This is a genomic window from Sandaracinaceae bacterium (assembly GCA_020633055.1).
GTDB lineage: Bacteria > Myxococcota_A > Polyangia > Polyangiales > Houyiibacteriaceae > JADJJE01.
Window position 1 is genome coordinate 229,531 of record JACKEJ010000011.1, and the last position, 26,700, is coordinate 256,230.

The 26,700-nt window shown below is 70.9% G+C and carries 22 protein-coding genes; 16 read left to right on the plus strand and 6 right to left on the minus strand.

The features are described 5' to 3' along the window. Positions 1 to 125: 125 nt before the first annotated feature. Genes H6726_25495 through H6726_25505 form a run of 3 tightly spaced genes read left to right on the plus strand, consistent with a single transcriptional unit; the run spans position 126 to position 4,772 of the window. Positions 126 to 3,146 carry a TIGR03960 family B12-binding radical SAM protein gene (locus H6726_25495; protein ID MCB9661027.1) on the plus strand — a complete coding sequence of 1,007 codons (3,021 nt, stop codon included), beginning with the start codon at positions 126 to 128 and terminating at the stop codon, positions 3,144 to 3,146. Then, complete coding sequence (locus H6726_25500) at positions 3,143 to 3,766, plus strand: hypothetical protein (GenBank protein MCB9661028.1); 624 nt, start codon at positions 3,143 to 3,145, stop codon at positions 3,764 to 3,766. The genes H6726_25495 and H6726_25500 overlap by 4 nt, the downstream gene beginning before the upstream one ends. Before the next feature lie 7 nt (positions 3,767 to 3,773). Beyond that, positions 3,774 to 4,772: an SDR family NAD(P)-dependent oxidoreductase gene (locus H6726_25505; GenBank protein ID MCB9661029.1), complete on the plus strand. Its 999-nt coding sequence runs from the start codon at positions 3,774 to 3,776 to the stop codon at positions 4,770 to 4,772. Between the two features lie 67 nt (positions 4,773 to 4,839). Here H6726_25505 and H6726_25510 read toward each other — a convergent pair whose 3' ends face one another. Then, positions 4,840 to 5,562: a hypothetical protein gene (locus tag H6726_25510; GenBank protein MCB9661030.1), complete on the minus strand. Its 723-nt coding sequence runs from the start codon at positions 5,560 to 5,562 to the stop codon at positions 4,840 to 4,842. A 160-nt stretch (positions 5,563 to 5,722) separates the two neighbouring features. After that, on the minus strand, positions 5,723 to 7,186 hold the full coding sequence (locus H6726_25515; GenBank protein MCB9661031.1) for a hypothetical protein: 1,464 nt from the start codon (positions 7,184 to 7,186) through the stop codon (positions 5,723 to 5,725). A 159-nt stretch (positions 7,187 to 7,345) separates the two neighbouring features. Between H6726_25515 and H6726_25520 the strand changes: the two genes are divergently transcribed. Genes H6726_25520 through H6726_25530 form a run of 3 tightly spaced genes read left to right on the plus strand, consistent with a single transcriptional unit; the run spans position 7,346 to position 10,517 of the window. Next, on the plus strand, positions 7,346 to 7,624 hold the full coding sequence (locus H6726_25520) for a hypothetical protein (protein ID MCB9661032.1): 279 nt from the start codon (positions 7,346 to 7,348) through the stop codon (positions 7,622 to 7,624). 53 nt (positions 7,625 to 7,677) lie between these two features. After that, positions 7,678 to 9,213, plus strand: a complete 1,536-nt coding sequence (locus tag H6726_25525; GenBank protein ID MCB9661033.1) for a GMC family oxidoreductase — start codon at positions 7,678 to 7,680, stop codon at positions 9,211 to 9,213. A gap of 32 nt (positions 9,214 to 9,245) precedes the next feature. Beyond that, the gene (locus H6726_25530) at positions 9,246 to 10,517 is read left to right on the plus strand and encodes a protein kinase (protein ID MCB9661034.1); all 1,272 of its coding nucleotides are present in this window, start codon (positions 9,246 to 9,248) and stop codon (positions 10,515 to 10,517) included. Positions 10,518 to 10,548: 31 nt separating this feature from the next. On the opposite strand, the gene H6726_25535 is transcribed toward H6726_25530, so the two are convergent. Beyond that, positions 10,549 to 10,995 carry a GNAT family N-acetyltransferase gene (locus H6726_25535; GenBank protein ID MCB9661035.1) on the minus strand — a complete coding sequence of 149 codons (447 nt, stop codon included), beginning with the start codon at positions 10,993 to 10,995 and terminating at the stop codon, positions 10,549 to 10,551. Between the two features lie 66 nt (positions 10,996 to 11,061). On the opposite strand from H6726_25535, the gene H6726_25540 reads away from it, so the two are divergent. From H6726_25540 to H6726_25550, 3 genes are all read left to right on the plus strand, one after another. Continuing rightward, a complete protein-coding gene (locus H6726_25540; GenBank protein MCB9661036.1) occupies positions 11,062 to 11,514 on the plus strand; it encodes a hypothetical protein in 453 nt (150 codons plus the stop codon). Further along, a complete protein-coding gene (locus H6726_25545) occupies positions 11,511 to 13,340 on the plus strand; it encodes a hypothetical protein (protein ID MCB9661037.1) in 1,830 nt (609 codons plus the stop codon). The genes H6726_25540 and H6726_25545 overlap by 4 nt, the downstream gene beginning before the upstream one ends. A gap of 86 nt (positions 13,341 to 13,426) precedes the next feature. Continuing rightward, complete coding sequence (locus H6726_25550; GenBank protein ID MCB9661038.1) at positions 13,427 to 13,765, plus strand: TerB family tellurite resistance protein; 339 nt, start codon at positions 13,427 to 13,429, stop codon at positions 13,763 to 13,765. A gap of 40 nt (positions 13,766 to 13,805) precedes the next feature. Here the strand turns inward: H6726_25550 and priA are convergent, their stop codons facing one another. Then, positions 13,806 to 16,079 (minus strand): primosomal protein N', encoded by a 2,274-nt coding sequence (priA, locus tag H6726_25555; protein MCB9661039.1) that lies wholly within the window; start codon positions 16,077 to 16,079, stop codon positions 13,806 to 13,808. Then, positions 16,076 to 17,185, minus strand: coding sequence for an EscU/YscU/HrcU family type III secretion system export apparatus switch protein (locus tag H6726_25560; protein MCB9661040.1), 1,110 nt, complete (start codon positions 17,183 to 17,185; stop codon positions 16,076 to 16,078). The genes priA and H6726_25560 overlap by 4 nt, the downstream gene beginning before the upstream one ends. A gap of 189 nt (positions 17,186 to 17,374) precedes the next feature. On the opposite strand from H6726_25560, the gene H6726_25565 reads away from it, so the two are divergent. Beyond that, complete coding sequence (locus H6726_25565) at positions 17,375 to 18,403, plus strand: alpha/beta hydrolase (protein MCB9661041.1); 1,029 nt, start codon at positions 17,375 to 17,377, stop codon at positions 18,401 to 18,403. 75 nt (positions 18,404 to 18,478) lie between these two features. On the opposite strand, the gene H6726_25570 is transcribed toward H6726_25565, so the two are convergent. Continuing rightward, the gene (locus H6726_25570; protein MCB9661042.1) at positions 18,479 to 19,288 is read right to left on the minus strand and encodes an enoyl-CoA hydratase; all 810 of its coding nucleotides are present in this window, start codon (positions 19,286 to 19,288) and stop codon (positions 18,479 to 18,481) included. Positions 19,289 to 19,462: 174 nt separating this feature from the next. Between H6726_25570 and H6726_25575 the strand changes: the two genes are divergently transcribed. From H6726_25575 to H6726_25600, 6 genes are all read left to right on the plus strand, one after another. Continuing rightward, positions 19,463 to 20,206, plus strand: coding sequence for a hypothetical protein (locus H6726_25575; GenBank protein ID MCB9661043.1), 744 nt, complete (start codon positions 19,463 to 19,465; stop codon positions 20,204 to 20,206). After that, complete coding sequence (locus H6726_25580; protein ID MCB9661044.1) at positions 20,203 to 20,508, plus strand: GIY-YIG nuclease family protein; 306 nt, start codon at positions 20,203 to 20,205, stop codon at positions 20,506 to 20,508. Before H6726_25575 ends, H6726_25580 begins: the two co-directional genes overlap by 4 nt. Before the next feature lie 198 nt (positions 20,509 to 20,706). Next, positions 20,707 to 22,317 carry a hypothetical protein gene (locus H6726_25585; protein MCB9661045.1) on the plus strand — a complete coding sequence of 537 codons (1,611 nt, stop codon included), beginning with the start codon at positions 20,707 to 20,709 and terminating at the stop codon, positions 22,315 to 22,317. 155 nt (positions 22,318 to 22,472) lie between these two features. Then, positions 22,473 to 23,591 carry a CapA family protein gene (locus tag H6726_25590; protein ID MCB9661046.1) on the plus strand — a complete coding sequence of 373 codons (1,119 nt, stop codon included), beginning with the start codon at positions 22,473 to 22,475 and terminating at the stop codon, positions 23,589 to 23,591. Next, positions 23,497 to 24,831, plus strand: a complete 1,335-nt coding sequence (locus H6726_25595; protein MCB9661047.1) for a DNA polymerase IV — start codon at positions 23,497 to 23,499, stop codon at positions 24,829 to 24,831. Before H6726_25590 ends, H6726_25595 begins: the two co-directional genes overlap by 95 nt. A gap of 63 nt (positions 24,832 to 24,894) precedes the next feature. Beyond that, entirely contained in the window at positions 24,895 to 26,559 is a 1,665-nt protein-coding gene (locus H6726_25600; GenBank protein MCB9661048.1) for a CTP synthase, read from the plus strand. Positions 26,560 to 26,700 lie beyond the last annotated feature (141 nt).

A 26,700-nucleotide genomic window follows, 5' to 3' on the forward strand; every position in this document is an offset into this window, starting at 1 on the left:
CGTTCTTTCGCGGGTTGCTGGTCGTCCGTCGCGCGCGTCCTCCGACGCGGACACAGACGTCTCCGCGTGCTCGCGCGAGGCCGGTTGACAGCGGTGGCCGCCCACCGCACACAAATCGGATTCCCATGGACCGCCGCGAACACCCCTACCTGCCCTTTCTCCATGAAGTGAAGGCCCCCGCCAAGTACCTCGGCGGGGAGCCCGGTGAGGTGCACAAGGACTGGGACGCGGCCAGCTGCCGCATCTGCCTCGCGTTCCCCGACATGTACGAGATCGGGATGAGCCACCTGGGCTACAAGATCCTGTACGGGCTCATCAACGGGCACCCCAAGCTCTTGGCGGAGCGCGCCTACGCGGTGTGGCCCGACATGGAAGCCCGCCTGCGCGAGCACCAGGTGCCGCTGCTCTCGCTGGAGTCGGCCCGCCCGCTGCGCGAGTTCGACATCGTCGGCTTCTCACTGCAGTTCGAGCTCACGTACACCAACATCCTGCAGATGCTCGAGCTGGGCGGCATCCCGCGCTGGGCCAGCGAACGCGGCGAGCAAGACCCGCTCGTCATCGCGGGCGGGCCCGTCGCGACCCACGCGGAGCCCATCGCGCCGTTCATCGACGTGTTCCTCATCGGCGATGGTGAAGCGAAGCTCCCCGAGGTGATGCTCACCTGGAGCGCCCTGCGCGACGCGGGTGTCCCCCGGGCGGAGCGTCTGCTCGCGCTCGCCAAGCTCGGCGGCCTGTACGTGCCCGCGCTGTACGAGACCTCCGTCTCGCAGGACCTCGGCCTGGTCGTGGTCGACCCCGGTCACCCCGAGGCCCCCTACCCGGTCGAGCGCACCTTCGTCGGGAACCTGGACCAGTACCCGTTTCCCTCGGGCGGCCCCGTGTCGGCCACCGAGACCATCTTCGACCGCGTCTCGGTCGAGGTGGCGCGCGGCTGCACCGAGGGGTGCCGCTTCTGCCAGGCGGGCATGATCTACCGCCCCGTGCGCGAGCGCAGCCCGCAGCAGATCATCGACACCATCGTCGCGTCGGTGAAGACCGGCGGCTATGACGAAGCCTCGCTCACGTCGCTCTCCACGGCCGACTACAGCGCCATCGCGCCGCTGGTGCAGCAAACCATGAAGGCCCTCGAGGGGCAGCGCGTGAACGTCAGCGTGAGCTCGCTGCGCGCCTACGGCCTGAGCGAGGACGTGCTGGACGACATGAAGTCGCAGCGCGCGGGCGGACTCACCTTCGCGCCAGAGGCCGGCACGCAGCGCATGCGCGACGTCGTGAACAAGAACGTCACGGAGGAGCAGCTGCTCGAGACGGCCCAGCGCGTGTTCAGCCGCGGCTGGAAGAAGATGAAGCTCTACTTCATGATCGGCCTCCCCACGGAGGAGGACGAGGACGTGGAGGGCATCGTCTGGACGGGGCACAACGCGTGGAAGCGCGGCGCACAAGCGCGCGGAGACAACCGCGGCCAGGTCACCGTCAGCGTCTCCACCTTCGTGCCCAAGCCGCACACGCCGTTCCAGTGGGCGGCCATGAACGACTACGACGAGGTGCGCCGCAAGCAGCGCATCCTGCGTGACGCCGCGCGCCGCTCGAAGGTCCAGCTGAAGGTCCACGACAGCAAGGGCTCGTGGCTGGAGGGCGTGCTGGCGCGTGGCGACCGACGCCTGGCGCAGGTCATCTCCGACGCGTTCGACCGCGGCTGCCGCTTCGACTCGTGGGACGACCAGCTGAAGCTCGACGTGTGGAGCGAGGCCATGCAGGCGCACACCATCGACACCGAGGGGCTGCTGGGGACGTTCCCCGTGACCGCCCGCCTGCCGTGGGACCACCTGGACGTCGGGCTCGAGGACGGCTTCCTGGCGCGCGAGTACCGCAAGGCGCTCAAGAACCGCCTGAGCCCCCCCTGCGGCAAGGCCGCGGGCATGTTCGTGCACCACACCAACGTCGCCGAGGCCAAGGCCGATACGCGCCGCCTGGTCTGCTACGACTGCGGCATCGCGTGCGACATGACCGAGATGCGGGAGGAGCGCTTGGTGCGCCTGCGCGTGCTGGGCGCCGAGGAGCCGCGGCGCCAGGAACTCCCCGTCGAGACGCTCGAGGCGGTCGAGCACGGCGAGACCATCGACGCCCTCGAGACCGACGAGACCATCGACACCCTCGAGACCGACGCGCCGTCGCGGGCGGCGGCAGACGCCGAGCGAGCCACCGAGAGCGAGCACCCGAGGCCAGCGAGTGCCCCCAGCGACGGCCAAGGCGACGGCCCCGTCCCGTACGTGCAGGTACCGCACGCCCGCGCGAGCCAGGGAGAGCGCATGCGCATGCGCCTCTCGTTCACCAAGACCGGGCGGTTCGCCTTCCACGGGCACCTCGACCTGGTGCGCCTGTTCCCGCGCATGTTCCGCCAGCTGGACATGCCGCTCTACTACTCCGAGGGCTTCCACCCGCGGCCCGAGATGACGTTCTCGCCCGCGCTCTCGCTGGGCATCCCGAGCCTGGGCGAGTTCCTGGACCTCAAGCTCCGCGCGGGGTCCGTGACGGAGGCGGACGTCGGGCCGCTGCTGGAGCGCCTCAACGGCGTCGCGTTCGAGGGGGTGGAGTTCACCGCGGCGTGCATCCTCGGGCCCAACGACCCCGCGCTCGGGCGCATCCTCGAAGAGGCCGAGTGGGTCGCGGCGATCCCGCGTGCGGCGCTCGCCTCCATCGGCTTCGACTCGGAGGAGGCCCTCTTCGAGCGCGTGCGCAGCCAGGCCGCGCTGGAGCGCCTCGAGGTCGTACGGCGCGTGAAGGGCATCGGCCGGGTGATCGACGTGGGCACCATCCTGCGTTCTGCGGCCCCGGGTGAGGGCCTCCCAGCGCTCACGCGGGCCGGGTTCGTGGGCGACCTCGTCCCCGTGCAGTTCACCACGTGGATGCGCGCCGAGGGCAGCGCCAAGCCCACCGAGGTGATGGCCGCCCTGCTCGGGCTCGAGAACGTGGACGACCTGCCCATCCGCTTCGTGCGCAGCGGGCTCTTCGCGGTGCGCGATGGCCAGCGGCACTCCCCCATGATGCTCGAAGCGTTCCGCAACGTCCCCAGCAAGCGGGCCGACGGAGAGGCTCGAGACCCAGCTCCGACGACGGACGCCGAGCAGGCGCAGGAGGGTGCGCCGTGAGCCGCAGCGACCGGCTGCGGAGCCTGGTGCGCCGCGTGGGCGATCAGGCCCAGCGCGCCATCACCAGCGGCCCCGTCGCGACCGCCCGGAAGTTCCTGAACGAGGTGGCCCAGCGCCAGGCGCGCGTGCCCGCCGAGGCACTCACCCGCACGTTGGCCCACGCGGAGGGCGTGCGCGAGGCTTCGGCCGCTTGTGAGGGCGGACGCGTCCACATCGACGCCACGTTCGACGACGGGTCCCACGTGCAGCTCGGCCTCGTGCCGTGGGACGTGCGCTTCGCCCCCCGCGGCGCGAAGGAGCTGGTGTTCCGTGTCGAGCCCGCCAGCATGGGGCGCGAACGCCACGTGCCCGAGCTCGTGGCCGCCGTTGCCACGGTCGTCGCACACGCGCTCTGGTCGGTGGCCCTCGGCGGCGCGCGCCCGGACAGCCGCGGTGTGTTCGTGGACAAAGAGGCGGACGACCTGTTCCGCGTGGACCTGCGCAACGTCCCGGCTCTGCGGGCGCGCATGGCCACGAGCGGTGTCGCGGCGATGGTCGAAGCGGTGGCGCTGGGGAACCTGCAGGCCGAGGACGGTGTGTTGGCGCTCACCCTCGAGCTGCCCGGGCTGACCACTCGCTGAGCAGCGCATGCGACGTGCTGGCAACGACAGGCTGAGCCGCGCGGTCGACGCAGCGCTCGAGCTCAGCATCGGCGGCAGCTTCACACGGGTGGGTTCCGCGTTGCGCCGCCGACTCGACCGCTGGGACGCGCTCGACGGCGTGGACCTCCACGGCAAGGTGTTCGTCATGACCGGCGCGACCTCGGGCCTCGGCCTCGAAGCCGCGCGCCGGTTCGCGAAGATGGGCGCGACGCTGGTGCTGATCGCGCGCAACGCGGACAAGGCGGAGGTCACCTGCCGCGAGCTGCGACACCTCGCCTGCCACGACCACGTCACGTTCGAGGTCGCCGACATGGGTGACCTCGACGCGCTGAGGAGCGCCGCCCCCGCCATCCTGCGCACGCACCCCGCGGTGCACGTGCTGGTCCACAACGCTGGGGCGCTGGACGACGTGCGCCAGGAGACCCCGCAGGGCATCGAGCTGACCGTGGGAAGTCAGGTGGTGGGTCCAGTCCTGCTGACCGAGCTGCTCTTGCCCGCCCTCCGCGCCGCCAACGGCGCGAGGGTCCTGTGGGTCTCGTCGGGTGGCATGTACGGCGAGCCGCTGCGCGTGGACCGCCTCGAGATGAGCGCTGATCGCTATGATGGCGTGGCCGCCTACGCGCGCGCGAAGCGGGCGCAAGTGACGCTGGCCGAGCTCTACGCCGAGCGTCTGGCGCAAGACGGCGTCGTGGTGCACGCGATGCATCCGGGCTGGGCGGACACTCCCGGGGTGGCGCGCTCGCTGCCCGTCTTCAGGAAGGTGGTCGGCCCGCTGCTGCGCACGCCTGCGGAAGGCGCCGACACGCTGGTGTGGCTGGCCGTCGACGAGCGCGAGGTGCCCGTGCGGAGCGGCCTGTTCTGGCACGACCGCAAGCCGCGGCCCGCGCACCGCCTGGCCAGCACCGAGCGCGCCGATACGCCCGCCGAGCGCCAGCGCCTCTGGGCGTGGGTACGCGCGAAGGCACAGTTGACCGATACGCTCTGACGGGCCCGCCCGCACGCGGATCAGACGCGTGACCGCAGGCGGACCCGAAGCGTGAGCGGGCTGCGGGTCAGACGCGCTGCGGCACGCCCGCGGCGTCCAGCTTGTAGCCAGGGGGCATGTGCGCCGCGACCTCGGCCTGGCGCGCGCCAACGGCGAGCGAGGCGTCTGCCAGGCGGTCGAGCACCGTCGCGCGGATTCGCGCGCTCTCCTCCTCGAGGAACGCGTCGATCACCGCGTCCACACACTCGGCGGCGTTCTCCTGACGAAGCACGGCACCCGCCGCGTGGTACCGCGCGTTCTCGTTCATGTCGCGGATGAAGGGCAACACCGCCGCGGCGATGCGCGGATCCTGTCGCTCTTCGAGCTCGGCGAGGACCTGGATCTTCTTCTCGGGGAACCGCTCGTACTCGGCGCTCATGTCGGAGGCGATCGCGAGCAGCTCGGCGGTGACGCCCTCGTCGTCCAGCAGCTGAGTGAGGACGCGCAGCGGCCAGGCGATGCTGTCCGAGTTGTGCAGGTGCGCACGCACGGGCGCGAGGGCCGCATCTCCCATGTGCACCAGGCACTCCACGACGTAGTCCTTCTCCTCGCGGTCCGAGATGCTGGGGTCCACCTTGTAGTCGAAGCGTGGCAGCAAGGCCTCCGCAGCCGCCGCGCCGCCCACCTCACGGAGCGCCTTGATGGAGTCCCAGCGGTCTGGCGTCTGAGAGCGCTTGTTGGCGACCCGCGCCGCGTGCTTCTTGATGGCCGCGGGGCTGTCCTTTTTGGCGAAGATGTCCAGGAGACCCATGTGTTCCGCTCACGTTGGAGATCGAGTGGGAGCATGACCCGGTAGACGGGGACGCTCAAGGCGCGACCACACATCGCGCCTCGGCGCGAGCGCTTGGAGAGCCGCCGTGTCCCTCTGGGCGCGTCGAGGACGGCGCGCCCGACCGGCAGCCGCTCGCGGACTAGTTGATGAGGACGGGCTTGAGCGAGACCTGGCCGTCTGCCGACTGCACCTGGAAACGCACCATGCGACAGCCCTTCTTCTGAGCCATGTTCGCCTCCTGACCCTTCAGGCGCTCGATGAAGCGATCGGCGGCGATGTTGCTGACGTCCTCGCCCGCGGCCTGCTTGGCGGCGATGTACTCGTTGTAGACGCGCTGGTAATACTGGGCCGCGGGCTCGGCGGCGAGCTGTGCAGCCAGGTTGGCGTCGCTACCGTCGGCCGACTCGCCAGCGACGGATGGCTGCGGCGCACCGGCTGCCACCACCCCCTCCGTCTGAGCACCCCAGGTGCCGCTGCTGGTCGTGTGCCCCTCCTCGTCCGACTCCTCGACGCCCGTGAGCATGTTGATGAGCTGGTTGATGCGGTAGGCCAGACCTCCGAACTCGCCGTCGTCGATGTCGATGCGGAAGTCGGTGCGACCGTTGATGACCTTCAGGACACCCTCCTCGATGGTCTCGAGGGGCTGCAGCAGGCTCGTGCCGATGAGGAAGCTGTAGATGAAGACGCCGAGCGCCGCCACGGCCGTGAGCAAGAGGATGATGTTGGCGGCGGCCGCCCGCTCGAGGCGCGCGCTGGCGTTGACGATGGACACCATGGCCGACGGGATGGAGCTGATGCCCGGGAGCGGGCCCGCGACCGCCAAGAACGCGTCGTCGCCGACTGCGATCTCCACCCGTGAGCTGGTCTGGCCCGACTCGAGCGCCGCGGTGACCGCCGACTTGAAGGGCCCCTCCGCGCCGAGGGCGGACTCGATGGTGGTGAGCTCACCCGAGGCCGAGTAGCACTCTCCTTCGATGACGTAACCGACCGATCCGTGCGTGAGCACGCCTGCCTGCGCCTCGGCGAAGCCGTTGGAGAGGTCGTAGCCGACCACGATGGCGCCGATGACCCGTCCGTCCGCGCTGCGGACGGGCGCGGCGACCGTGCGGAGGATCTTGTTGTCCGAGCGCTGGCGCCAGAGCGTATGCATGGCGCGGCCCTCGAGGACGTCGCGCATGACGGGCAGCGTTTGACTCAGCTGGGTGTCGAACATTCGCTCGGGGTCGAGATCGCGCGCGAGCACGCGGCCGGTCTCGTCCGTGATGAGGACGATCTCCGGGCGCCCACCCATCCCGCGCGCCGGATCCGCGAGCCAGCCCGCCACGCCGTTCGCGACGGTGTGGGCGCGCGTGCGCAAGCTCTCGGTGCCGCTGGCGTTGAAGACACCCGCGACCTCGGGGGTGGACGCGCGGCCCCGCACGAGCTCCGTGAACTCACCCGCGGCCAGGCGGAACGAGCGCTGCAGGACCTCGAAGTTCCGCTGCGTTTCGTCGGCCACGTCCGAGCCCGCCTGATCGACGATGCTTCCGCGCACGACGAAGAAGGCGATCAAACCCGTGACCACGACCCACAACACGTTCCCTGCGATGATCTTCAGCCTCATGCGGCGACTCCTGGAAATAAGTCCGTTTCAGGCCTTCGACGGAGTACCGCAGGGGGGCTTCCATGGTCAAGCTCGACCAAGGGGGGCCACCGTGACCGCGGATTCCCGACGACGAGGGAATGCTTGCGCATCGGGCCCGTCCCGTGGCTTAACCACCGGATGTCGACCACGTCTGCCCGCCCGTCCCGCGCCTGCGCGCGCGTCCTGAACCCGCTGCGTGTGCTGCAGGCCCTGACGCTGTCGGCCGCGCTGGTCGCCGGGTGTGGCTCACCGAGCCCCGCGCCCGACTACCCGACGCCCGAGGATCCAGCGGTGGAAGACACGGAATTCGCGGACGTTCTGGGGCTGAACGAGGACGAGGAGGCGGAAGCGGAGGAGCCCGCGGAGGACGACTGGGTGGACCCGAGCGCCGGGGACGGCGCGGCCGAAAAGCGCTGAACCGCCATCTCTCGGGGACCACCATGCGGTTCGACCTGGAGGCGGACACCCTGATCGTGGGCGCCGGCGCGGCGGGGAGCGTCATCGCCGCGCGCATGAGCGAGAACGGGTCCCACGACGTCCTGCTGCTCGAGGCCGGGCCCGACTATTGGCCCGAACGGCCGCTGCCTGGCGATCTGGAGGACGGCACACGCAACTCCATGCGAGCCCACGACTGGGGCTACGCCATGCGTCCGTCGGCCAACGCCCGGCCGATGGACTACCCGCGAGGACGGGTCGTCGGCGGATCGAGCGCGGTCAACACCTGCATCGCCCTGCGGGGCATGCCGTACGACTTCGACGAGTGGGGGGCCCGCGGACTGCCTGCCTGGACCTGGGCGCGCTGCCGCCCTGCGTTTCTGCGCCTCGAGCGCGATCTGGACGACCTCGCTGGCACCCTCTCGGGGGGCGGAACGGGCGCGAACGGGCACCATGGCCACGATGGCCCGCTCCCGATCCGCCGGCACACGGCGGCCGAGCTGGTGCCCTGGCAGGCGGCGTTCATGGAGGCCTGTGCGGAGCTGGGCTTCGCCGCGAACCCCGACGCCAACCGGCCCGACACGACCGGCTACGCCCCTCATCCCATGAACAAGCTGGACGGGGCGCGCATGAGCGCGGCGCGATGCTACCTGACAGCGGCCGTGCGCGCGCGTCCTGGGCTCCGCATTCGCGGTCGGACCCACGTCGTGCGCGTGCTCTTCGACGGCAAGCGCACGGTCGGCGTGGAGGCCGTGATCGACGGCGAGCGACAGCGAGTACGAGCCCGTCGCGTGGTGCTGTGCGCGGGGGCCATCGCCACCCCGGGCATCCTCCTACGCTCCGGGGTGGGCCCGCGCGCGGAGCTCGACCGGCTGCGCGTCGAGGTCGTCGCGGACGTGCAGGCGGTCGGCGCGCGACTGCTCGACCACCCTGGCGTGGCGATGTTCTACCTGCCCAAGTCCGGGGTGGCCGACGTGCGGGATCCGGTGGTCCAGACCCACCTACGCTACTCGGCCGAGAACAGCACGCGCGCGAACGACATGCAGCTGCAGCCGGGGTCGCTGGTGCCGCTACCAGTGGGCGATCTCCCCGCGCTGAGCCTGATGGCCGCGGTGGGCAAGCCAAAGGGGCACGGGACGCTGCACTTTCCCACCGCCCTCGCCCATCAGAAGCCCGTCATCGAGGTGCGCGCGCTGTCGCATCCAGACGACCTGGAGCAGGCCGCCGAGGCCCTCGAGCTGGCCTGGCTGCTGTCTTCCACCGGCCCGCTGCGCGACCTGGCCACGTTGCTGCTGCCCAGCGAGCGCGGGCTGGGCAGCCGGGCAAGCTTCCGCGAAGTCGCTCGCCGACAGCGTGGCAGCGGCTACCACCCCTGCGGCACGGTCCCGATGGGCGCGGACGACGACCCCACGGCCGCCACGGACGAGCGCGGCCGCGTACGCGGCGTATCGGGCCTGATCGTGGCGGACGCGAGCCTGATGCCCACGATCCCGAGCGGCAACATCCACCTCCCGACGCTGATGCTGGGCGAACGCTTCGGCGAGTGGTTGCGTGACGAGCCCGGCGCGTGAAACGTCCGGCCAACCTGATAAGCTCCGCCGCAGTGAACGACGACCAGACGCTCGAGATGGAGGACCTCCTGGCGATGCAGCTAGCGGATCACTACGTGATCCACCGCACGCTCGCCTGGGGCGGCGACAGCGTCGAGTACTTGGAGGCCGAGCGCGACGGGGAGCGCCTGATCCTGTGCGCGCTGCCCGAGCTGTTCACCCGCGGTGAGGCCAAGGACGCCTTCGTCGCGCTGGCCGAAGCGCTCATGACCATCGACGTCCCCACGGTCCTGCCGGTCAAGCGCTGGGCCATCGTGGACGACGTCCCGCTGATGGAGCTCGGCTGGGAGGAGGGCAAGCCCATCAGCACCGCGCTCGTGAAGGGCCCGCTCCCCTCCGTGCCGCTGCTCAAGGTCGCCGACCAGGTGCTGCGTGCGCTGGTGAGCTGCCACCGCAACTCGGTCGTCCATGGCGACCTCACGCCCGAGAACATCATCGTGACGCGCGGCGGTGACATGAAGTCGCCCATCATCCGCGTCATCGGCGTCGGGTTGGGACAGCTCCTGCGCGACCACGGCGTGGTCGCGCAGGACAACCCGATGTCCGGCAAGTTCGCCAGCGACTACCTGCCCCCCGAGGTGCTACGCGGGCAGCGAGCGTCGGCCCGCGCCGACCTGTTCTGTGTCGGGGTGCTCATGCACCACATGGTCATCGGCGAGCCCCCCGAGGGCTACGACTCGCGCGACGGCTTCGCCGACATCCCGCAGATGCCCGATGTCATCCGGCGGGCCACCGCGCGTGACCCGGCGGAGCGCTACGCGGACGCGGCGGGGATGTTGGCTGCGCTGGATTGGCTGGACGTCGTGTCCTCCAAGATGAACCCGCACACGCAGGACATCCCGCTGTGGATGGAGTACTCCGTGGTGGGCAACATCCCCGTCACCCAGCTCAACGCCACGAACGACACGCCGCCTCCGGTCAGACGCTCGTCGCGTCCGCCTGCGCGCGCTCCCTCCGCACCACCTCCCGGCATCTTGCGTGGCTCGCACTCGCCGGCATCCGCGCAATCAGCGGCCCCCGTTCGCATCGTAGTGGGCCCCTCGATGGCAGCCCCACCCACCATCACGGGCGCGCCCTCCGTGCCCGCGATCCCGGCGGCGGGGCTCCCGCGTGTGAAGTCGAACAACCACGACGGCCTGTGGTGGACCGCGGCCGCGCTGTGCCTGGTCATCATCCTGTTGGTGCTCGGTTGGGTGTGGCTCGAGACCAGCCGCGCAGATGCTGCTCGAGCGGCGCCCGCCCCGGCCCCCACGACCGACCCCTGACGGCCTGCCACGGTTGGCGCAGCGAGCGCCGTCACGGCACGAGGGACAGGTCCATGCGCTGGTGCGGGATGCCGGCCTCCATGAACTGTTCCCCCGACGCGACGAAGCCGGCCTTCTCGTAGAGGCCGGCAGCGTACGTCTGGGCGTGCAGGTGCAGCTCGGACCAGCCGCGGGCGCGGGCGTCGTCGATGGTGCGCTGCAGAAGCAGGGTACCGACCCCTCGGTGACGCGCGGCCTTCACCACGCACAGGCGCGTGACCTTGTGTGCCAGGGTCAGCCGCGCGCACCCAAGGGCCTCTCCCGACGCGGCGTCCAACGCCAGATAGTGCGTCGCGCTGGTCTCCTCGTCGTCGATCTCCATGTCCTCCGGCACCCCCTGCTCGTACACGAAGACCTCGAAGCGCAGGCGCTGCAGCACGTCGCGCGCGTGCTCGTCCTGCCAGCTGACTGTGCGCACCTCGACGCGTGGGTCCGACATGCCTCTCCTGTATCATCTCCGGCGGACGCGAGACATCGGGAACACGCGTCCTGTAGAAAGGGCCTGATGGCTGACGCAGACGCGACCACCCACCCCGACCCCCTCGCGCGCGCGCGCTTCCACATGCGGCTGGGCTTCGCTGCGCTGACGGTGTTCGCCAGCGTGGGCCTCGTGCTGGAGGGCATGCACGGCTTCAAGGTGGCCTACTACCTCGACGCGACGAACGAGACCCGGCGCCTGATGTGGCGGCTGGGTCACGCGCACGGCGTGCTGCTCGCGCTGGTGAACGTGGCCTTCGGCGTGACTTTGCACGTGCTGGCGCGGGATGGTCGCGCGCTGCGCCTCGGCTCGCGCGCGCTGCTGGCGGCCAGCTTGCTGTTGCCGGTCGGCTTCCTCGCGGCGGGCTTCGGCGTGTACGGCGGGGACCCTGGCTGGTTCATCGCGCTCGTGCCGCTGGGCGGCGGCGTCCTGGTGCTGGGCCTCGCGGCGATCGCTTGGGGGCTGCGAGGAGAGGCGTGATCGCGGCGCTCATGCTGCTGGGGATCGCGTGCGTCTGCGCGCTGGTGGGCTGGTTGGCCGCGCGTGAGCTGACGCGCGCCGAGCGGGGCTTGGCCGCGGCCATGCTGGCGGGCCTGGGGGTGGTCAGCGGGTTGGCGTTCGCTCCCTCCGCCGCAGACGCGGAGCTGCAGCACAGCCTCCCCGTCGTCGGCGCCGCGCTGGGCTTCGCGTCGTCGGACGCGTGCCGCGCCTGCCACCCCGGGCAGTACGAGTCGTGGCACGACACCTTCCACCGGACGATGACGCAGGTCGCGGGTCCCGACACGGTGCTGGCGCCGTTCGACGGGCGCACCCTGGACGAGCGCGGGCGCTCGGCGCGCGTGCTGCAGGAGGACGGGCGCTACTACGTCGAGAGCACCCGCTCGGGGCAGCGCTGGCGCGTGGTGATGCTGACCGGGTCGCACCACCTGCAGGCCTACTGGCTGCGCCTCGAGGACGGTCGGCTCAGCCAGTTCCCGTTCGTGTACTTGATGCGCGAGCAGCGCTGGCTGGCGAACTCGGACTCGTTCCTGCAGCCGGAGCCGAAGCCCGAAGAGGAGTTCGAGGAGTACATCTGGGGCGACGGCTGCGTGAACTGCCACTCGACCGGCGGGCCGTTCCACCCGGCGGACGTCGAGCCGCACGTGACTACCACGCGCGCGGTGACCGAGCTGGGGATCGCGTGCGAGGCCTGTCACGGGGGCGCCGAGGAACACGCGCAGCGCAACCGCGACCCACGCCGCCGCTACGCGCTGCACGCGGCGGGGGCGGCCCCCGACGACACCATCGTGAACCCGCGACGGCTCGACGCCGAACACGCGGCGTCCGTGTGCGGGCGCTGCCACACCGTGGCGGACCACCTGGACGACGACCCGGGCTTCGCACCGGGCGCCCACCTGGCCGACAGCCTGGACCACCCGCGCCTGTGGGCGCTGCTGGACGCCAACGACCGCGTGACCGACTTCTCCGCGCTGAGCGAGCGCGACCGCGACCTCGTCGAGTCGTTCTGGAACGGGGGCACCGTGCGCGTGGCGGGCCGGGAGTACGACGGGATGATCCGCTCCGAGTGCTACCTGCAGGCCGAGCTGAGCTGCATCTCCTGCCACAGCGTGCACGGCGGGACGCGCGCCGGGCAGGTCCCACACGAGAACGACGACGCGCAGATGTGCGGCTCGTGTCACGAGCGCGAGCTGGCCGACGTGCCCGCACACACCCACCACGCCGCTGGGAGCGTCGGCAGCGAGTGCGTCTCCTGCCACATGCCGTACACCAGCTACGGCCTGCTGATGGCCACGCGCAGCCACCGCCTGGACAGCCCGGTGGCGAGCGGCTTCGGCGCGCGCGACGCACCCAACGCGTGCAACCTCTGCCATCAGGACCAGTCGCTGGCGTGGACCGCACGCACGCTCGACGCTTGGTACGAGCGCAGCTCGCCACCGATCCCGGAGGCGCTCGCGGACATCCCGGCGGGAGCGCTCTGGTTGTTGCGCGGCGACGCGGTGCAGCGCGCTCTCGCCGCGTGGCACCTGCGCCAGCGCTGGGTGCAGGAGAGCGGCGACCTACGTGAGCTGGAGCCCCACCTGGTCACGCTGCTGAACGACCCCGTCTCGGCCGTGCGTCAGGTGGGGGGCCGCACCCTCCAGGTGGCGCACCCCGAGTGGGGCCTGGACCTGCCCGGCATCGCGCAGGAGGCGCAGCCGGCCCTGGCGGAACGCCTGCTCGGCGGGCGCACGGGCATGACCCCGCGTGAGACCTTCGAGCGCCTGCGCGGCGAGCGCATCGACCTGCCCGTCAGCGTCCCCGAGTGAGCCCGGTCGTCGTCGGGCGCGGGACACGGACGACGACGCACCTCCGCGCGAGACAAGCCCCGCGAGTGCTGGTAGCTTCCGGCGCCATGACGATCGACAAGCTCGCGAAGGACGAACGCATTGCCCTCGGAGGCCTGCTGCGCCTCATGATCCGCTCGGACGGTGACTTCACGGAGGCCGAGGAGGAGACCGTCAACCAGCTGGGCGAGGAGCTGCTGGGTGGCGCGGGCGAGATGTGGCGCGTCATCTCGGACTCGGCGCAGGCCTGCCCGCGCGACGCCGACATCCGCGCGGCGGCGGCGAAGGTGACCCGGGCCGAGGCCCGCACCGTGATCCTGGACCTCATGCGCAAGGTCGCGGCGGGCGACGAGGTCAGCGCCGACGAAGAGTCGCTGCTGAGCTGGCTCGAGAACCTCTGGGCCTGAGGGAGTACCGCAGCGCGGCGTCCCGCGACCGCGCGCCCGTTCACATCATGGACACGGGGTCGATGTCCACGCTGGCGCGCGCCGGAGCGACGCCGCGCTCGATGGCCGCCAGCACCAGCTGGGCCACTTCGCGCAGGGCTCGACGGTCCTCGCCGCGCAGCAGGAAGCGGTAGCGGTAGCGCGCGCGCACCTTGGCCAGCGGCGCCGGCGCGGGGCCCTGAAGCGCCACACGGTGATCACGCAATGCGGGGTGGCGGCGCGCCTCGCTGGCGAGGGACTCGGCGACCCTGCGCGCCAGATCTTCCTCGGGCGCGTCCACCCGCACGGCCACCATGCGGCCGAAGGGCGCGTACCCGAGCTCGCTGCGCTGCGCCAACTCGGCCTCGTAGAACGCCTCGTAGTCGTGGCGCGCGGCCGACGCGATGGCGTGGTGCTCGGGCTGGTAGGTCTGCACCAGCACGCGCCCCGCGCGCGCTCCCCGTCCGGCGCGCCCGGCCACCTGCGCCAGCAGCTGGAAGGTGCGCTCCGAGCCGCGAAAGTCGGGGAAGGCGAGGCTCTGGTCGGCCAGCAACACGCCCACCAGCGTGACGTTCGCGATGTCGTGCCCCTTGGTGACCATCTGCGTGCCCACCAGCACGTCGATCTCGCCCGCGCGCACCCGCTCGAGGACCTGCTCCACCCCTTCGCCGCTGGCCGTGTCGCGATCCAGGCGCGCGACCTTCGCGGGGTACAGCAGCTGCGCGAGCTCGTCCTCCAGCTTTTCGGTGCCGAGCCCGAGCGGCACGCGCTCCTGGGCACCGCACGCGCGGCAGGGGTCCGAGCTGGGCTCGGCGTAGTCGCAGTAGTGGCAGCGGAGCGCGCCTTCGCGGCGGTGCTCGGTCAGTGGGACGCTACACGCGGGGCACCCGGCCAGCTCGTCGCAGGCGGCGCACTGCATCGAGGGCGAGTACCCCCGGCGGTTGAGGAACAGGATGGCCTGCCCCTTGTCCGCAAGACACGCGCGCAGCGCGCGCAGCAGCGGCTCGGACAGGTAGCGCTGCGTGGGCGTGGTGGGCTTCAGGCGCCGCAGGTCGAGCAACTCCACGTCGGGCATGACCTGGCCCGTGGCGCGCTGCGGGAGACTCACGAGCTCGAAGCGCCCCTCGCGGGCGTGCCGGAACGACTCGAGGCTGGGCGTGGCGCTGCCCAGGATGCACACGGCCGACGCGCGGTGGGCGCGCAGCACGGCCATGTCGCGCGCGTGGTAGCGGAAGCCCTCCTCTTGCTTGAACGAAGGGTCGTGCTCCTCGTCCACGACGATGACGCCCAGGTCGGGGATGGGCGCGAAGAGCGCGCTGCGGGCGCCCACCGCGATGCGCAGCTGACCCCTGCGCAGGGCGCGCCAGTAGTCGTCGCGCTCCTTCTCGCCGAGCCCGCTGTGGAGCACGGCGATCTCGTTGCCGAAGCGCGCGCGGAAGCGCCCCACCAGCTGCGGCGTGAGCGCGATCTCGGGCACCAGCAAGAGCCCCCCGCGACCGAGCGCGCGCGCCGCGTCCATGACGCGCAGGTAGACCTCGGTCTTGCCCGAGCCGGTGACCCCGTGCAGTAGGAAGGGCCGCGTGGGCGCGGCCAGCGCGTCCACCATCACGCGCACGGCGTGCTCTTGCGCCGCGGTGGCGACGGGCGGCGCCTCGGCCAGCGGCACCACCTCGGAGAAGCGGTCGGCGAGCACCTCGCGGCTCTCGCAGCGCACGAGCCCCCGCTCCTCCAGCTTGCGCACCACCGCGCGCGCGGTCTTCACGTGGATACGCAGCTCGCTGAGGCCGACTTCCACGCGCGCGTCCACCAGCGCGAGCACGCGCGCCTGCGCCGTCCCCAGGCGCCCCTCACGCGTCGCGTCGGTGGCCCGCACGAACACCTCTTCGCGCACCTTCACGGCCGCGCCTTTGATGCCCTCCTCGCCCGTCAGAAAGCCCTCTTTGCGTAGGCGAGCCAGCGCCCCTCGGGGCAGCGCGGGTGCCGCCGCGCGCAAGACCTCGCCCACCGGGTGCATGTAGTAGCGCGCCGCCTCGTCGAGGAACGCCAGCAGCTCGGCGGGGAACAGGGGCTCGTCTTCCAGCAGCCCGGCGACGCGCATGATGCGGGCCACACCTTCCGGTGGAGCCTCACGCCGCGCGAGGACGATGCCCACGGCTTTGCGCCGCGCGAAGGGCACGGCGACGCGGGTTCCGGGCAGCACGCGCCCGCGGAGCGCAGGCGGCACCGCGTAGGTGAAGGTGCGGCGCAGCGGCACGGGGAGCGCCACGTCGACGTAGCCGGCGTGCTCGTCGCTCACGCGCTCTCCGGCTCCGAGGCTCCGCGCTCGCCATGTTCCAGCGAGGGCGCGAGCCCCAGCGCCTCGCGCTCGGCCCGCTCGCGCTCTTCCCACGCGGCGTGCAGCACGGCCGCGACCGCGTCGTAGAGCCCCTCGGGGATCTCCTCGCCGAGCGACAGCTCGTACAGGCTGCGCGCCAGCGGAACGTCGCGCAGCACGGGCACCCCCGCCTCGCGCGCGGCCGCGATCATCTTCTGCGCCAGGTGGTCCGCGCCCTTGGCGAGCACCTCGGGGGCCCCCTCCCCCTCCTGGTCGTAGTGGACGGCCACGGCGAGGTGCGTGGGGTTGACGATCAGGACGTCGGCGCTTCGCACCTGCTCGAGCGTCTCGTGCTCGATGATCTCCTGGTGCACGCGTCTGCGCTCATGCTTGAGCTGTCCGTCGCCCTCGGCGTCCTTGTACTCGCGCTTCACCTCGTCCTTGCTCATGCGCTGGTCGCGCTGGAACTGCCAGCGCTGGTAGAGGACGTCCAGCACCCCGACGCCGAGCAGCGCGAGCCCCACGCGCGCGAACAGGCGCTCCCCCAACTCGCCGAGGCTCTCGAGCACCAGCGGGCTGGGTGCGAGCACGAGGCTCAGGAGGCCTCTCAGGGAAGCGCGCAGTGTGATCCACGCCAGGCCCCCCACCAGCGCGAGCAGCATCAGCGACTTCAGCAGCTCCACCAAGCGCTTCTGCGACAGGACCTGGCGCAGCCCCTTCAGGGGATCGAGCCGCATGAAGTCGGGCGAGATGGGCTCGAGCGTGAGCAGCGGGCCGACCTGCAAGAACGTGAGCGCCACGCCGCTCCACATGCCGGCCAGCAGCACCGGCAACACCACCGAGCTCGAGAGCGCGAGCGAGACGTGGAGCGCGCGCAGCGCACCATCACTGCCCTGGTCCACCGCACCGAGCGCCACGTCGAACAGCGTCCGGAACCCTGCCTGCATGGAGGTGGCGCTCGAGCCGAGCGCGAACGTCAGCGCCAGCAGCACCACCGCGGACGAGAGCTCGCGGCTCTTGGGCACCTGCCCCTTGCGCCGCGCTTGGCGCAGCTTTTTTTCGGTCGCTTGCTCAGTCTTCTCGCTCACGCGCTCGGTCCTCGGGCAGCGCCGCCGCCCCACGCTCGCACCGTGTCACGGAGGCCCGACACGCGCACCCCTCCGCGCGACGCGTCACGGTAGCGGTCGGCCACGGAACGCTGATACAACCAACGAGTGCCGCGTCACTCCACCTCATCGGTCCGGGGCCACCTCGAGCGCGCGCTCGCCTTCGGTCTCATGCGTCTGCCCCCGAACACCCAGCGGGCGCTCGCGCGGGCCCTGCCGACCACCCCACGCGCGCGGGCCGCGCTGCACCCCGAGCTGCAAGCGCTGCTCGCGGTGAACGCGCTGCGCCCCCCGTTGCACGCTGGGTCGGTCCGGGCCGGCCGCCGCGCCTACCGAGCCCTCCTGGACACGCTGAGCCCAGCGCCTGCGCCCATGGATCGCAGCGTGGACTACACCGTGCGCGTTCCGGCCGTGGGCAGCTCACCGGGGGGCAACATCCTGCTGCGCTTGCACTATCCCTTGCGCAAGTCCGCCCCGTCGCCGGCCATCGTGTTCTTCCACGGAGGCGGGTTCACGGTCGGTGACGTCGAAGGCTACGACCGCGTTTGCCGTGACATCGCCGCACAGACGGGCTTCCCCGTGGCCAGCGTGGACTATCGGCTCGGTCCAGAGCACCCCGCGCCCGCTGCCTCCGAGGACTGCTTGGCGGCCTGGGCGTTCCTCCTCCAGCGCGCCCCGGAGCTCGGGCTCGACCCCACGCGCCTGGCGGTCATGGGCGACAGCGCGGGAGGCAAGCTGAGCGCGGTCGTGGCACAGCAGACCGTGCGACGCGGGCTGACCCCACCAGCGCTGCAGGTGCTCGTGTACCCGGGGCTCGACCTACTCAACCGACTGCCGTCGAAGGACCACTACGCCGTCGGCTTCGGGCTGGAGGACGCCACCATCGAGTGGTTCACGCAGCAGTACGTGGACGCCGACGCGCTGCGCTCGGACATCCGCGTATCACCTCTGCTGAGCGACGACCTGCGCGGGCTGGCTCCTGCCATCATCGCCATCGCGAGCGACCCACTGCGAGACGAAGGCGAACGGTATGCGGAGCGGCTCGCGGAGGCGGGGGTGTCGGTCATGCTGCTCGACTACCCCCACCTGATCCATGGGTTCTTCACGATGGGCGGCGTCATCCCGAGCGCTGCGGTGGCCGTGGCGGAGGTGTTGGGCCACACACGCAGTCAGCTCCACGCGTCGCGGCCGACCGACTGACGTGGGTGCGGGCGGCCCGACGTGGTCGCGCCGTAGCGCGTCGTCGCGCTGGCGGCGCGCCCACACGGAGCACGTTCACCGGAAGCGCGAGAAGTCCGGCTTTCGCTTCTCGAAGAAGGCCCCGATGGCCTCCTTCAGCTCGTCGCTCTTGAGCAAGTCGCAGAAGACGACGGCCTCGGTGTCGATGTGCGCGTTCAGCTCGGCCCCGCTGTGCCGCTTGAGCAGCTGCTTGGTGGCCAAGAGCGCGCGCTGCGGCTTCTCCGCCAGCTTGCGTGCGCGCTTGCGGGCATGCTCCAGCAGCTCGGCGTTGGGGACCACGCAGCTCACGAGGCCCAGCTCCAGCGCCAGGTCCGTGCCGAAGGGCTCGCCAAAGAAGAACACCTCGGCGGCGCGACGATGCCCCGCCACCCTGGGCAGGACCAACGCGGAGCCTGCCTCGGGGCACAGCGCCAGGTTCACGAAGGGCAGGATGAACTGCGTCTCGGGGGCCGCATAGACGATGTCGCAGTGCAGCAACAGCGTGCTGCCGATGCCCACGGCGAAGCCATCCACCGCAGCGACGATGGGCTTCTGACACTCGGCGATGACATGCATGAAGCGGAACACCGGGCTCTCCGGGCCATCGGGTGCGTTCTCGAGGAAGTCCTTGAGGTCGTTGCCGCTGCTGAACTGCCCGCCCTCGCCGCGCACGAGAATGACCTGCACCTCGGGATCGACCTCGGCCGCGAGGAGGGCCTCGGTGAACGCCTCGTACATCGAGACCAACAACGAATTCTTGGTCTCGGGCCGGGCGATGACGATCTCGCGCACGCCGGACTCGGTGCTGACTTGGATTTTCTCGCTGACGCTCACCGGGGGATCCTTCTTCCGTGATGGGCTCGCCATGGCGGCCCGCGCTCGGGCGTCCCAGCGCGGGGCCGTGAAGCCACGGGAGCGCGGAGGGACACTCTTGACCGGGCTGTTAGCACCAGAGTCTCCACTCCGCATCCTCGTGTAAGGTGATGTGCGTGGCGTGGCCGCGAACGTGTCAGCCGTGCCCGCATCCCGTATACCCCGCAGGTGCATCCCGACCCCGACCTGCATCGCGCCCTCTTGGCCGCTTCTCGCATCACCACGACGGAGGCGGTGCGCGGCTACGAGATGGCGCAAGACGGCTGTCTCCCCGCGTCCGGCTTCGCGCGCTTCTTCGAGATGATGCGCTGGGAGCTCGGGCGCCGAGGTGTCATCGCCGACGACGCCATGCCGAAGCGCGGGGTGGTGCGCGCGCAGACGCACGTCTACGGCGCGCCTCTGCGTTTCCCAGACACGTGGACGGGGCGCACGCACCTCGTACACGTCGGCGGCTCGTCGCTGCACTACGGCCACGACATCACCAGCGCGCGAGGGCACGTGGTGGTGCGCGCCCGCACCGTGATCGTGCTGCTCGATGCGCAGGGACGGCCCGCCACCGTGCCTCCGTACCTGCGGGCCTACGCGGACACAGCGCTCGAGACCCCCGCGCCTCTCACGGCCGAGGCCGTGGACTGGACGGGCACGGCCCAGCACCAGGTGGTCGTGCGGCAGAGCGACCAGGACTCGTTCCGCCACGTGAACCAGGCGCGCTACATCGACTTCGTGGACGACGCGCGGCGGGCCGTCGGGCTCCCGGACATCCGCTCCCTGAGCGTGTCCTACGAACGCGAGGCGCTGGCCGGGGACACACTGCAGGTCGAGCTGCGCGAGGTGGCCGAGGCGCGTCACGCGTTCCGGATGGTGCGCGAAAGCGACGGAGTGGTGGTGAACCAGGGAGTGATCGCGACGTGAGTGAGGCGCGGGACGGCTGGTTCGTGTACGTGCTGCTGAGCCGTGACGCGCGCCGCACCTACGTGGGCATCAGCACGGACCCGGAGCGCCGCCTCGCGCAGCACAACGGCGAGCGCGCGGGTGGCGCCCGGAGCACGCGCGCGGGGCGCCCCTGGACGCGAGCGAGACTGCACGGTCCGTACGAGCGGCGAGGCGACGCGCTGCGCGTCGAGCGCGCACTGAAGAAGCGGCGCGGGGACGCCCGGCTGCTGCCGCTCGATCTGGACTGCCGACTATCCTCATTCATGGGCACACCGGACTAAAGTCAAGGGCGCCCCTATTCGCGGACAATTCTGAGATTGCCTCTGCACTCCGCAGTGCCCCGAATACCCGACAGCCAGCAGGAATTCGGACAGCCTCTTCCGCGGGGTACCCATCGGCGGCTCCGTCACGAGGTTTCCCTCCAGGCCTTCAGCGCAAAATTCCACGCCCGTGTAACGACTCTGATACTGTCATTGGCCGTGTGGTGTCGCGGTCGAGCGTGGAGTGATGGAGACCCGAGGTACGCGCGCAGCGCGCTCGCCCTGCTGGCTGGCGTCGCGCTCGCGTTCGGCTCGACCGGCACGGCTCACGCCCAGCACGCTGCAGCGGGTGCGAGCGGGAGCGCCCCCGACAACATCGTCGTCGAGGCGTTCCGCGGAATCACGGCCACCTCGACCCGCGCGCACCTCGTGACGGGGCTGGACGGGCATCCTCTCTTCCATCTGCTGGACGCGGACGCCGTGCAGGCCCGTGGCCGCGAGCTGTTCGACACCACCCGCTTCTCACCCGAGCAGTACGCGCAGCTGGCGAGCGACCTCGACGTGCGCGCCTTCCTCTCGGGGCGCGTCGCGCGGCGAAGCGGACGCTACCTGCTGACGGTCGAGGTGCGCAGCGGCCAGACGGGCGCCGTGGTCGGTGAAGCGACCTGGCGCGTTGCGCGGCCGTCTGGATTCTCCGTGCTCGAGAACGAGGCGTACGCACAGCTCAGCGAGCTGTTGGATCAGACCATGTCCCCGGTGCGCGCGGCCCCCGGGGACGACGAGACCCCCCCCGACGTGCCTCCCGTGGAGGCGCCGCCAGAGGTCCCGCCGCCCCACGACCCCGACGTCGTGGCGGACGCGGACGATCCACGTCTCGCGTACGACCTGCGACGCATGGATGCCTTCCGGGTGGAGGTGCTGGTGGGCACGCTGCGGCGCAACCTCGACGCCACCGCCGAGGTAGACCCGGCGCTGAGAGGCGGGAGCCCTGGCGATGCGCCCGTGATCGAGCCTCGTGGCTTCCACAGCCGCGGGCTTGGCAGCCTCGAGCTGGGGTTGCGCCTCGAGTTCTTCCCAGGCGCTCTGCTCCCGGACCAAGAGCGCCTCGGCTTCTTCGGTTTCTACATGGCGTACCGGCACAGCGCGGGCCTGTCCCTGACGTTCGATGGCTGCCCGGTCGGCAGTGACCCCCGCTGCACGGACGAAGACGGCGTGGTCAAGCTCGCCGCACACACCTCGGATCTGGACATGGGCATCCGACTTCGCCATCGCTTTGGCCGCTGGCGGCATTCGCCGACGTTGATGGCGGACATCGGCTACGGCATCTTCAGCTTCGTCTTCGACGCCGACGGCCTGATGCGCGTACGCGCGGACCAGATCCTACCGCCCATGCGCTACCGTCAGCTGCACCTCGGCACTGGCCTCGAGGTCGGCATCGTGCCGGTCTACCTCAGCTTCGTCGGACGCTTCCACTATCGTCTGGGGACCCAGATCGGGTCGGACGCCGAGGCCATCTGGGGAGGGGAGACGTACGACATCCGCGGGGTGCGCATCCTGGCCGAGCTGCGCACCGAGATGCCGTACGTGCTGCCCGGCCTGTACCTCGGGCTCGGCGCGGAGTTCTTCCGCTACGCCACCGTGTTCCGCGGCCAGACGGCGTGTGCGTCGCCCGACGCGAGCGGCGGATGTGCCCCCGACGCGCTCTGGGAGCCGTGGCCCACCTTGGTCGACACCACGAGCGGCACGCGGCGCGTCTCGGGTGGGCTCCGCGACGCGGTCCACGACAGCTACTTTCGTATCACGCTGACCCTCGGCTACGCGTTCCGGTGAGACGCGCGCGACGGTGCGCGCTGGTCTGCGCGCTGGGGACACTGGCGGCGTGCAGTGCAGACGCGCGTGCGGAGCGAGAGGCTGCGGACGGTCCGAGCGACCCCAAGCGCGAGGCGCCGACGACGGATCACGCCTCCCACGTCCGCGGAGACCCCGTGGCGAACGCGCCGCCGCGCTCGGGCTGCGCGCTCACGATCCTCGCGACCGGGGACCTCGTCCTGAACCAGGTGGCCACGGAGGCCGTACTCGCAGACGGTCCAGACGGCTACCGCGCGCTGCTCGCGGGCTACGCCGCGCTCCGGCACGCCCGGCCGGACACGCTGGCCTACGTCAACCTCGAGCACCCGCTGGTGCAGGACCGACGTGCGCTGCACAGGGGTTTCCCGCGCGACGACCCGGACCACCCACGGATGCCCCCCGTGCTGGGCACCACACCCGCCCTGGCGGACGCGCTTCGGGAAGCGGGGGTCGACGTCGTCAGCCTCGCCAACAACCACTCGTACGATCAAGACCACGATGGGCTGCGACGCACCACGGCCGAGCTGGCGCGTGCGGGGGTGGCGTACGCGGGCGCGGGCGAGACCGAGACGGAGGCGTTCGCGCCGCTCTGGCTGCGCCGAACCGGCTGCGACGTGGCCTTCTTCTCCTTCACGGAGCACTTCAACCGGCGAGCCGACGACGACCCTCCCTTCGTGGCTGCGCACCTCGCGCGCGAAACCCAGGCGATGGCGGCGATCGTCGGAGCGCGCCGGAACGCCCACGTCGTGGTCGTGGCGGTACACTGGGGCCGCGACTTCGCTGCGGCGCCCCGAGGTGATCTCCGCGCGCTGGCCACTCACCTGATCGACGCGGGCGCCGACGTGGTGCTGGGGGCCGGTCCCCACGTGCTGCACCCCGTCGAACGCGTGGCGAGCCCGCGCGGAGACGCCGTAGTGGCGTTCTCGCTGGGGAACTTCGTGTCGGGTATGGGGCGCGCGTATCGCGTCGGGCACCCACCCCGATCCGTACGACACGCTGCAAACGAAGTCCCAGAGGCGCTCGACGCCGTGCTCCTCGAGGTGCCCGTGACCTCCGCGGGCGGACGCATCGCCATCGCGGCGCTGTCGGCAACGCCGCTGTTCACAGAGAACAACTGGCAGGCGCACCGCGCGAGCAGCGGCGCCCTCCCCCACCTCATCCGTGTGCGCGGGCTCGCGGACATGCCGGCCGAGGTGCGCGCGGAGCGGGCCCCGATCATCGCGCGAGCGCTCGGACCCGACGTCACGCTACGCTGAGCGCGTGCGCACGATCCTGCACATCGACATGGACGCCTTCTACGCGTCCGTGGAGCAGCGCGACGACCCGTCGCTGCGCGGCAAGCCACTGATCGTCGGGGGTGGCGGACGCAGGGGGGTGGTCTCTGCGGCCTCGTACGAGGTCAGGCCGTTCGGCGTGCGCTCCGCCATGTCGATGGTGGAGGCCATGGCGCGCTGCCCCGAGGCCGTCGTCGTGCCCCCGCGCATGGCGCGCTACGTCGAGGTCAGCAGCCAGGTGTTCGCCATCTTCGCGCGCTACACACCCGAAATCGAGGGGCTCTCGCTGGACGAGGCGTTCCTGGACGTGAGCGGCAGCGAGCGCCTTTTCGGCGCCGGCGAGCACATCGCCGCGCGCATCCGTCGGGAGATCCAGGAAGAGCTCGGGCTGACCGCCAGCGCGGGCGTGGCCCCGAACAAGTTCCTGGCGAAGCTGGCGAGTGACATGAACAAGCCGAACGGGGTCACCATCGTGCCGCGCGAGGAGGCCGCGATCCGGGCCTTCCTAGCGCCCCTGCCCGTCGAGCGCATGTGGGGTGTGGGCAAGGTCGGCGCGGCCAAGCTGCGCGCTGCGGGCTTCCAACGCTTCGCCGACCTCGCGGCCGCGAGCGAACAGCGGCTGTCGGGGCTGCTGGGGACGCAGGGACCGCACCTCAAGCGCCTCGCGCTCGGGTTGGACGAGCGACCGGTCGAGACCGACCGCGGGGCCAAGTCGGTGGGCGCCGAGCACACCTTCGAGGTCGACCTGCGCACACGCGAGGCGCTGCTCACCCCGATCCTCGAGCAATGCGCCCGCGTGGCAGGTAGGCTGACACGCGCGGGGCTGTACGCGACCACGCTCACGCTGAAGGTCAAGTACGGAGACCACACGCTACGCTCCCGCCAGCAGCAGCTGGACGCACCGGCCCGCGACACCGACACGTTCTACGAGGTGGCGCGCGCGCTGCTCGCTCGCGTCGAGCACCTCGAGCGCGGGGTGCGGTTGACGGGCATCAGCGCGGCGGGGCTGACCGACGATCCGGCCCGCACGCTCTTCGACGATCCCGCGCGCGAGAAACGCGACCGCCTGGAGGCGGTCAGCGCACAGCTACGAGAGCGCTTCGGTGAACGCGCGATCGAGCGGGGGAGGCTCGTGGATCAGCGCCCAGCGAAGGGCTTCGAGGGCGTCAGCCGCGACATGCTGCCCGCGCGCAGAGACCCCGGCGACGCCTCGGGCGCGTGACTTGCGAACACCGCTGGAGTATAGCTGGCCCGACCTGGGCACGTATCGGAGAAGACGACCGCGATGAACAGCCGACATACCAAGTTCATCTTCGTCACGGGCGGAGTTGTTAGTTCTATCGGCAAGGGCCTGACGGCCGCGTCGATGGGCGCCCTCATGGAGGCGCGCGGCCTGCGCGTGACCAACATGAAGCTCGATCCGTACATCAACGTGGATCCTGGCACGATGTCGCCGTACCAGCACGGCGAGGTGTTCGTCACGGACGACGGGGCCGAGACGGACCTCGACCTGGGTCACTACGAGCGCTTCACGTCGGCCACCATGCGCCGCGCCAACAACTTCACGACGGGGCGCATCTACGACGCGGTCATCTCGAAGGAGCGCCGCGGCGAGTACCTGGGCGCCACCATCCAGGTCATCCCGCACATCACGGACGAGATCAAAGCCCGCGTGCGCGAGGCCACCAGCAACGTGGACGTCGCCATCGTCGAGATCGGCGGCACCGTGGGCGACATCGAGTCGCTGCCGTTCCTCGAGGCCGTGCGTCAGATCAAGGTCGAAGAGGGCCCGCAGAACGCCATCTCGGTGCACGTCACGCTCATCCCGTACATCACGGCCGCGGGCGAGCTCAAGACCAAGCCCACGCAGCACTCCGTCAAGGAGCTGCTGGGCCTCGGCATCCAGCCCGAGATGCTGGTGTGCCGCGTGGAGCAGCAGGACCTCCCGCAGGGGCTGCGCAACAAGATCGCGCACTTCTGCAACGTGCCCGTCGCGTCCGTCATCGCCGCGCCGGACGTGAAGAACATCTACGAGCTGCCCATCGTGCTGCACGCCCAGAAGCTGGACAAGCAGCTGTGCGAGCGCTTGAACATCTGGACGCGCGACCCGGAGCTCAGCGCGTGGAAGCGCATCTCCGAGGCGGTGGACGCACCCAAGAGCGGGCGCGTCTCCATCGCCGTGGTGGGCAAGTACGTGCACCTGCGCGACAGCTACAAGTCGCTGCACGAGTCGCTGGTGCACGGCGGCATCGCCAACGACGTGAAGGTCGACCTGACCTACATCGACAGCGAGGAGCTGGAGAGCGGCGACATCGCGGCGCAGCTCGCGAAGCACCACGGCCTGCTCGTGCCGGGCGGCTTCGGCGACCGCGGCACGGAGGGCAAGATCCGCGCGATCCAGTACGCGCGCGAGAACAACGTGCCCTTCTTTGGTATCTGCCTCGGCATGCAGATGGCCGTCATCGAGTACGCTCGCCACATCTCGGGGCTCGAAGGGGCCAACAGCGCGGAGTTCGATCCGGACGCGCCGCACCTCGTCGTGGACATCATGCCCGACCAGCGCGGCGTGAAGGACAAAGGCGCCACGATGCGCCTTGGCAGCTACCCGTGTGTGCTCGCGCCGGGCTCCATCGCGGCCAGCATCTACGGCGCGGAAGAGATCACGGAGCGCCACCGGCACCGCTACGAGGTCAACAACCAGCACCGCGAGAAGCTTGAAGCGGACGGCCTGGTGTTGAGCGGTCTGTCCCCGGACAAGCACTTGGTGGAGATGGTGGAGCTGCCCAAGCACCCCCACTTCGTGGCCTGCCAGTTCCACCCCGAGTTCAAGAGCAAGCCGCTGCGCCCGCACCCGCTGTTCACGCGCTTCGTGCGCGCGGCCGTCGTGCAGCGCGACACGCGTGACGGCACCCACGCGGGCGCCACCTCGAGCGCCAGCGTCGAGGCCTGATTCGCTTCACTCGCGCTCGTGGAGGGTTCCCAACGCTGAGCGAAGGGCTCAGCTGGAAATGACCCGGGCGGGAAGATTCCGTCACATCTGGGGGTATCAGAGGCGCGTCTTTCTCGAGGTCGCGTCTGCCCCCATACTCGC